6 protein-coding genes and 1 other RNA gene are annotated in these 6633 nt (G+C 60.6%); 6 read left to right on the plus strand and 1 reads right to left on the minus strand.

The window, feature by feature from the left end; genetic code table 11:
- The first annotated feature begins 25 nt into the window (after positions 1–25).
- From BT173_RS13510 to ssrA, 6 genes are all read left to right on the plus strand, one after another.
- Positions 26–2041 (plus strand): flagellar hook-basal body complex protein, encoded by a 2016-nt coding sequence (locus BT173_RS13510; protein ID WP_072429191.1) that lies wholly within the window; start codon positions 26–28, stop codon positions 2039–2041.
- A 73-nt stretch (positions 2042–2114) separates the two neighbouring features.
- A complete protein-coding gene (gene flgF / locus BT173_RS13515; RefSeq protein ID WP_072429192.1) occupies positions 2115–2852 on the plus strand; it encodes a flagellar basal-body rod protein FlgF in 738 nt (245 codons plus the stop codon).
- Positions 2853–2906: 54 nt separating this feature from the next.
- On the plus strand, positions 2907–3689 hold the full coding sequence (flgG, locus tag BT173_RS13520) for a flagellar basal-body rod protein FlgG (protein ID WP_072429193.1): 783 nt from the start codon (positions 2907–2909) through the stop codon (positions 3687–3689).
- A gap of 74 nt (positions 3690–3763) precedes the next feature.
- Positions 3764–4429, plus strand: a complete 666-nt coding sequence (locus tag BT173_RS13525; RefSeq protein ID WP_072429194.1) for a flagellar basal body L-ring protein FlgH — start codon at positions 3764–3766, stop codon at positions 4427–4429.
- Between the two features lie 8 nt (positions 4430–4437).
- Positions 4438–5547: a flagellar basal body P-ring protein FlgI gene (locus tag BT173_RS13530; RefSeq protein ID WP_084658601.1), complete on the plus strand. Its 1110-nt coding sequence runs from the start codon at positions 4438–4440 to the stop codon at positions 5545–5547.
- Positions 5548–5672: 125 nt separating this feature from the next.
- Positions 5673–6033, plus strand: a transfer-messenger RNA (tmRNA) gene (ssrA, locus tag BT173_RS13535).
- Positions 6034–6334: 301 nt separating this feature from the next.
- Here ssrA and BT173_RS13540 read toward each other — a convergent pair.
- A partial coding sequence (locus tag BT173_RS13540; RefSeq protein WP_139256163.1) for an IS3 family transposase occupies positions 6335–6633 on the minus strand: 299 nt, incomplete at its 5' end.

The raw sequence follows: 6633 nt of genomic DNA on the forward strand, positions 1-6633 counted from the left end.
CGAGCGAGATTTCGGGAGAAGCAGCATGGGTTTCCAGCAAGGTTTGAGCGGCCTTAATTCCGCCTCCAAATTCCTCGACGTGGTGGGTAATAACGTCGCCAATGCCAATACGGTCGGTTTCAAGGGCTCGCGCGCCGAATTTGCCGATGTGTATGCCAACACTCTGGCCAGCACCAATGTGCAGGTTGGTATCGGCGGACGCACCTCGAACGTGGCGCAGCAATTTGCCCAGGGCAATATCACCGCCACCAATAATCCGCTCGACATCGCCATCCAGGGCAATGGCTTCTTCCGCATGATCGACCCGGCCGGCACCTATAGCTATGCGCGTAACGGCCAGTTTCAGCTCGATCGCAACGGCTTTATCGTCAATGGCAATCACAAGCTGGCCGGTTATCTGGCCAATAGCGACGGTCAGCTGGTGACCGGCGCCACACCGGCGGCGATCCAGATTCAGACTGCCAATATCGGTGCCCAGGCCACCGGCGGCTCGGCACTGGCCGATGCCGGCCTGACGCTGGGGATGAACTTCGACGCGCGTGCGCCCATCGTGACCCGCGGCACCAGCACGGTGTCGATCAATGGCGCGCAGCTGAACAATGCTGCGCCGGTGGGTACCACCACCAGCTACCAGACCCGCGTGGCCGATTCGACCGGCCAGTTCCACACCCTGGATGTGCGGCTGACCAAGGTGGCGGCCAATACCTGGGCTGCTGCTACTCAGCTGGATGGCGCTGGCGGCTTCGCCGATACCGCTACACCGTTGGTGTTTACCGCCACCGGCCAGTTGCAGTCGGGCGCCAGCCAGGCGGTATCCTACCCAATCAATTCGCCCGCACCGGCCTATGGCACCACGCCTTTTAACTTCAATCTGAATTTCTCCGGCGCGCTGGAAAGCGGCACGCCGGCTCCCGGCACGGTAACGGTCAACGACACCGGCGCTCAGAACACCACGATTGCGATCAGCAATTCCAATCTGGATGCCGCCGACCCGGTCGGTACGCCGCACACCTATTCGGGCCAGTTCCGCGACCCGAATGGCGCGCTGCACACCATTGATGTGACGGTCACCAAGACGGCGGCCAACACCTGGGCCAGCAGCTACAGCATTGACGGCGGCGCGCCGATCACCACTGCGCCGGATGGCAGCCCGCTCTCGCCGGTGCTGTTCAATGCCAATGGCCAGCTGATCGGCGGCTCGCCGGTGGCGGCCAACTTCGCTTACCCGGCCAATGGCAGCCAGCCGGCCGGCAGTATGACCTTCGAGATCAATCTGAGTGGCCTGACCCAAGAGGCCTCGGCCTTTACCGCTGGGGTGCTGGAAACGCGCAGCACACCCTCGGTAGTGCCTTCCGATCCCACCAGCTACACCCACTCCACCTCGGCCACCGTGTACGACTCGCAGGGTATTGCTCACACGCTGACCTTCTATTTCACCAAGGTGGCGGTGAATGCCTGGGAAGTGCAGACCAGCTTTGATGGCGCCGAACCGGTGACCCAGCCTGGTTATGTGACCTTTGATGCCGCCGGCAAAATGAACGGTGGCACACAGTTTGCATATACCTCGCCGGTGCCCTCGCCGAGCGGTGCGCAGACGCCACTCGCGTTTACCACCTACTTCGACGGCACCACCCAGTTCGGCAATCAGTTCGGCGTGAATGAACTGAGCCAGGACGGCTATGCAGACGGCAATATCACCGGCCTGAGCATTGGCGACGACGGCATCATTCTTGGCCGTTACTCCAATGGTCAGAACCGCCTGATCGGCCAGATCACGCTGTTCAACTTCGCAAACCCACAGGGCTTGCAACCACTGGGCGATAACCGCTGGGCCGAAAGCTTCGCCTCCAACCAGGCGCGCCTCGGCACCCCGGGCACCTCAGATTTCGGCACGCTGGAATCTGGGGCGGTGGAAGACTCGAATATCGATCTGACCAAGGAGTTGGTCGACATGATCACCGCGCAGCGGACCTACCAGGCCAATGCGCAGACGATCAAGACGCAGGACTCGATCCTGCAGACACTGGTGAACCTGCGCTAAGCGCGGAGCGGCAAGAAAGGCCGGCAAAGTCTGCCGGCCCCGCTCCCGGCGCCAGCGCCAAGGAGCGGTAAAGATGGACAGACTGATCTACGTGGCCATGACGGCCGCCAAGCAAAGCAGCATGCAGCAGGCCACGGTTGCCAACAACCTGGCCAATGCCGCCACGCCTGGCTTCAAGCAGGAGCTGGCCGCCTTCCGCGCCGTGCAGGCCGTGGGCGGCACCGGCTATCAGAGCCGTTCCTTTGTCCTCGAGCAGACCACCGGCTCGGACTTCTCCCCCGGCACCTTGCAGACCACCGGCCGCGATCTCGATGTGGCGATCACTACCGAAGGCATGTTCACCGTGCAGACCGGCAACGGCGAGGCCTACACGCGCAATGGCAGCCTGGAAATCGACGCGACCGGCCTCTTGAAGACCCGTGATGGCTTCCCGGTGCTCGGCGATGCCGGCCCTATCGTCTTACCCGCCAATAGCGTGATTACCTTCGGGCGCGATGGCACGGTCAGTGCAGCGCCGGTGGAAGACCCGGCGCAGAGCAATGAAATTGGCCGGATCAAGCTGGTTAAACCGAATGAGCGTGAACTTGAGCGCGGCAGCGACGGCCTGTTCCGCCCGCGCGATGGCCAGCCGGCCCAGGTGGATGCCACCGTGCAGATGACCAGCGGCATGCTGGAGGCCAGCAATGTGAATTCGGTTGAGCAGCTGGTGAAAATGATCGATTACCAGCGCCATTACGATATGCAGGTACGAATGTTGCAAACAGCAGACCAGAACGCGCGTGCAGCGGCCCAAGTGCTGCAACTGAGCTGATAAGCCGGCAATAAGCGACGAAACGACAGGACAGAACAGGAAAGGATTGCCGCCATGATGCGCTCTCTGTGGATTGCCAAGACCGGTATGGACGCGATGCAAATGAACATCGACGTCATCTCGAACAACCTGGCCAACGTCAATACCAATGGCTTTAAACGCAGCCGGCCGATTTTCGAGGATCTGCTTTACCAGACCATACGCCAGCCGGGGGGGGCAACCAGCCAGCAGACCCAGCTGCCCACCGGCCTGCAGGTCGGTACTGGCGTGAAGCCGGTGGCCACCGAGCGCATCCACACCCAGGGCAATCTGCAGCTGACCGAGAACCCCTTCGACCTCGCCATCAACGGCCGCGGCTTTTTCCAGATTGAAATGCCGGATGGTTCGATAGGCTATACCCGTGACGGTGCCTTCCAGGTCAACAACCAAGGCGTCTTGGTGACGGCCGAGGGCTATCCGATCTCGGGCAATATCACGGTGCCGGAAGGCACGGTGCAGTTCGGTGTGAGCCGCGATGGCGTGGTGACGGCGCTGCAAGCCGGTCAGACCCAGGCCACCCAGATCGGCAATATCCAGCTGGCCACCTTCATCAATCCGGCCGGCCTGCAAAGCGTGGGCGAGAACCTGTACAAGGAAACCACCGCCTCTGGCGCGCCCCAGGTCAGCGACCCTGGCCAGAACGGTTCGGGTGTGCTGAACCAGCAGTATGTGGAAACCTCGAACGTCAATATCACCGAGGAACTGATCAATATGATCCAGGCGCAGCGCGCCTATGAAATCAATTCGCGCTCGATCCAGACCTCCGACCAGATGTTGCAGCGCTTGACCCAGCTGTAAGCCAGTTTGACCAGGGCTGATACGGCACCAAAACCGCCGACGGCCCGCCCCATGGCCCTGACAGGAGAACCGCCATGATCCGCCGTATCCTTGTGTGCAGTAGTGCGCTATGGCTGGCCGCCTGCGCCAGCAGCGTACCGCCCACCATCATCAGCCAGCCGACCAGCGTGCGGCCGGTGGCGGTACCGCAGGTGCTGGCCGCCAATGGCTCCATCTTTCAGACCGGCAATGCGCGCATGATGTTCGAAGACCCGAGCGCCCGTTACGCCGGTGACAACATCACGATTCGTATCGAAGAGCGCGTGAATGCCAGCAGCAGCAGCGATAACCAGGCCGAACGTACCAGTGAGAACACCGTCGAGATCGGTGCCAACTCCAACTTCTTCGACAAGTTGCTACGTGGTCTGAGCTTGGGGACCTCGTCCACCGTGTCCTCGGATGGCAGCGGCAGCGCCAGCACTCGCAATAGTTTCACCGGCGATCTGACCGCCCAGGTGGTCGAAGTCTTGCCCAATGGCAACCTGGTGGTATCGGGCGAGAAGCAGGTCAATATCCGCGGTGAAGTCAGCTATTTGCGTGTTTCCGGCATCGTGAACCCCGCCAATATCACCGCAGGCAATGTGGTATCCTCGACCAAGCTTGCCGAGGCCCGCATCGAAGAAGTGGGCAGCGGCACCATCGCTAGCGCCACCAATGCCGGCTGGTTGCAGCGCTTCTTCTTCAGCTTCCTGCCTTTCTAAAACTGCCCATGTTGACCTGCGCTGCCAAACGCCTGCTGATCTGCCTGATGTTGTTGTGCACAGTCGGCGTGGCGCAGGCACAGAAAATCAAGGAACTGGTCAGCGTCGGCGGCGTGCGCAGCAACCAGTTGCTCGGCTACGGCATTGTGGTGGGCTTGGACGGGACGGGCGACCAGACCACCCAGACCCCGTTTACCACCCAGAGCATGATGAATATGCTGCAACAACTGGGTGTGACCTTGCCGGCCGGCACCCAGCTGCAGCTGAAGAACGTCGCCGCGGTCAGCATCACCGCCTCCCTGCCAGCCTTCTCGCGCGTGGGCCAACCTATCGATGTGGTGGTTTCCTCGATCGGCAATGCCAAGAGCCTGCGTGGCGGCACACTATTGATGAGTCCGCTCAAGGGCGCCGATGGCCGCATCTATGCCATGGCGCAGGGCAATGTGATTGTCGCGGGGGCTGGCGCTTCGGCCGCCGGTTCCAGCACCCAGGTCAATCAGCTGGCCGTAGGCCGTATTCCAGATGGCGCGACTGTGGAGCGCGAAGTACCGGGCGGCGTCGGTGACGGCACCAATATCATGCTGGCCCTGAACGATGCCGATTTCAGCACCGCGAATAAGCTCGCCCAAGCCATCAATGCCAATCTGGGCAGCGGTACTGCGCGTGCGCTGGACGCCCGCACCATCCAGGTCCGCGCCCCGCAGGACCCCGACGCCCGTGTCGCTTTCATGGCACGCATGGAAAACCTGAACATCACCCCGGAAGAGGTGCTGCCACGCGTGGTCATCAATGCGCGCACGGGTTCCATCGTGATGAACCGTGCCGTGACCCTGGAGCCATGTGCGATCTCGCATGGCAACTTGACGGTGACCATCTCGGCCAGCAATGAGGTCAGCCAGCCCAAGCCAGTTTCAGGCGGCACAACAGCCCCAGTACAAAACGCCAGCGTAGATGTGAAGGCGGAGAAGGGGGGGGTTGTCACCGTGTCGCGCGCCGTGTCCTTGAACGAGGTCGCACGTGCACTCAACAAGATCGGTGCCACGCCGCAGGACCTGCTGGCCATTTTGCAGGCTATGAAGGCTGCCGGCGCGCTGAAGGCCGAACTGGAAGTGATCTGAGCCGCCTGGATCAGCTCTGGCATTTGGCCTTTACTTGCCAGCGCTACTCCGTTTTCTGCAGGAAATGCTCGCCGCCAGCACCCACTGTTCGGTATACTCAGGGCTCTTCGTACGCTGTACCTTAGGGGGTCGACATGGCTTCGACGGGGGTTGCAAAGCGGATGAGGGCATGCCGGGATCTCAGAACCCCGTTAAACGCTGAATCGATTTAGTCGCAAACGACGAATCCTACGCACTGGCCGCTTAATCCCGGCTAGTCGCTGCACTGGTTCTCTCATGGGCCAGGCCGGGCAACCGGCAGCAGCGTTATTAACATGAGATCGCCCTGCAGCGGGCTACTTGTTGCAGGGTTAAATCTAGGTGGCTCGCGTATGCCAAGCCTGTCGGTCGGCGTGTCAGACGTTAAAACCAAATGGCTAGACTAAGCATGTAGAACTCACTGTAGAGTGCTTCCGGACGCGGGTTCGATTCCCGCCGGCTCCACCATCACCACTTCCAGACATGTCCTGGTAAGTACAAAAAACCCGCCTAAGTGCGGGTTTTTTAAAGTCTTTTTGTCCATGTTCATCCAAGCACATCCGTTGACAGCCAGCTCACTTTGGGGGCATAAACGGGGGTATATCTTGTAGCCCCAGACCTTATACCCCCAAAGCTGTGTACCCCCACTGCTCAGCCTCCATGCCACTCACTGACAAAGCCATTCGTAGCGCCAAGCCCGCAGAAAAACCCTACAAGCTCTCGGATGAGAGAGGTGGACTGTCCCGGAAACGGTAGACAACCTCCAGCCTCACGCCGCGGCTAGTTCAAAGGCCTCGGGACTGACGCCGCCAAGATGGCTATGACGGCGGACACGGTTGTAAAGCGCTTCGATATAGTCAAATACATCGGCGCGAGCCAATTCACGCGTTTTGTAGATGCGCTTACGGATACGTTCCTTTTTCAGGCTACTGAAGAAAGATTCAGCGACCGCATTGTCCCAGCAGTTCCCTCGCCGACTCATGCTGGGTTCGAGCCTATTGGCGGCACAGAAACGACGCCAGTCATCGCTGCCGTACTGTGAACCCTGGTCAGAATGGATTAAAACCG

The sequence above is a fragment of the Chitinimonas taiwanensis DSM 18899 genome (assembly GCF_900119825.1).
Lineage (GTDB): Bacteria > Pseudomonadota > Gammaproteobacteria > Burkholderiales > Chitinimonadaceae > Chitinimonas > Chitinimonas taiwanensis.

Coding starts and splice junctions, on each gene's coding strand:
- BT173_RS13510 (WP_072429191.1), top strand. CDS start 26: ATGGGTTTCCAGCAAGGTTTGAGCGGCCTTAATTCCGCCTCCAAATTC.
- flgF (WP_072429192.1), top strand. CDS start 2,115: ATGGACAGACTGATCTACGTGGCCATGACGGCCGCCAAGCAAAGCAGC.
- flgG (WP_072429193.1), top strand. CDS start 2,907: ATGATGCGCTCTCTGTGGATTGCCAAGACCGGTATGGACGCGATGCAA.
- BT173_RS13525 (WP_072429194.1), top strand. CDS start 3,764: ATGATCCGCCGTATCCTTGTGTGCAGTAGTGCGCTATGGCTGGCCGCC.
- BT173_RS13530 (WP_084658601.1), top strand. CDS start 4,438: ATGTTGACCTGCGCTGCCAAACGCCTGCTGATCTGCCTGATGTTGTTG.